This window comes from Ruegeria sp. BHSA118 (assembly GCF_059613405.1).
Window position 1 is genome coordinate 1 of sequence record NZ_JBXWSM010000158.1, and the last position, 1,468, is coordinate 1,468.

The 1,468-nt window shown below is 59.3% G+C and carries 2 protein-coding genes; both read left to right on the plus strand.

All coding sequences use genetic code 11. The features are described 5' to 3' along the window. The coding region (locus tag AC2FNN_RS21615; RefSeq protein ID WP_496760578.1) for an aminotransferase-like domain-containing protein at positions 1-926 on the plus strand (926 nt) is incomplete at its 5' end. A 125-nt stretch (positions 927-1,051) separates the two neighbouring features. Beyond that, positions 1,052-1,468: thiamine pyrophosphate-binding protein (locus AC2FNN_RS21620; RefSeq protein WP_496760337.1), on the plus strand; the 417-nt coding region annotated here is incomplete at its 3' end.

The window sequence follows — 1,468 nt, forward strand, 5'->3', positions numbered from 1 at the left end:
GTCACACTCTACCACGCCGTGGCATCGCGGCCCGCCCCGAAGAGATCTTGATCACTCTGGGCGCGCAGAACGCGCTCTGGCTGGCATCGCGCATTTTGCTGACCCACAATCGCACGGCCGTCATAGAAGACCCATGTTACTATGCGCTGCGAAGCCTTCTGAACCATTGGGATTGCACGGTCACGCCCTTGAGCGTGGATCGGGACGGATTGCCTCCCGAGGCGATTCCCGACGAAGCGGACGTCATCTTTACCACTCCCAGCCATCAAAGCCCGACAACCGCGACGATGCCTGTCGACCGCCGCAACCAATTACTGGTCCGAGCACGCGAACTCGACGCGATGGTCGTCGAGGATGACTATGAGTTTGAAATGGCCTTCCGAGGCGCCCCTTCGCCGGCGCTGAAATCCATGGATCGGGACGGGCGCGTGATCTACGTCGGCAGTTTCTCCAAGTCGCTGTTTCCGGGATTGCGACTCGGGTACATGGTCGGCTCAGAGCCCTTTATCCGCGAGGCACGTGCGCTGCGCTCATTGGTTCTGCGCCACCCACCAGGCCACATTCAGCGCACGGCGGCGTATTTCCTGTCGCTGGGCCACTATGATGCGCAAATTCGGCGTATGTCGAAGGCCTTGCAAGAACGGCGCGACGCGATGGACAAAGCCATCGCGGAAAGTGGGCTGACCGTGGCTGGACGGGGTGTGATTGGCGGCTCTTCACTGTGGATGTCAGCCCCTGAGCATGTCGACACAACTCAACTGGCATTAAGACTGCAAAACCAGGGTGTTCACATCGAACCCGGCGCACCGTTCTTCTCGGGGCCGGACAGACCACAGAATTTCTATCGCCTGGGCTATTCCTCAATTCCAACTAACCGTATCGCGCCCGGCGTGAAACTGATCGCAGACGCAATCCGGGCCGTTTGAGCCTTATCTGGACCTAATCCGGCTTTCGTTTTGGCCCTAACGCAGGTCGCACCCTTGCGCCAAAACCATATCAAACGCCGGGTGCAGTGCCCGGTTTCACTCACTCTTGGTTGGAGAGCACCCCTATGAAGATGACGACGGAAGAGGCCTTTGTTAAGGTTTTGCAGATGCATGGTATTGAGCATGCGTTTGGGATCATTGGCTCGGCGATGATGCCGATTTCGGATCTGTTCCCGAAGGCCGGGATCATGTTCTGGGACTGTGCGCATGAGGGCAGCGCGGGGATGATGGCGGATGGCTACACCCGTGCCACCGGCAAGATGTCGATGATGATCGCGCAGAACGGCCCTGGCATCACCAACTTTGTGACCGCCGTGAAAACCGCCTACTGGAACCACACGCCGCTTCTGCTGGTGACCCCGCAGGCGGCCAACAAGACCATCGGTCAGGGTGGCTTCCAGGAAGTCGAGCAGATGAAGCTGTTCGAGGACATGGTCGCCTATCAGGAAGAGGTCCGCGACCCGACCCGCGTCTGCGAGGTT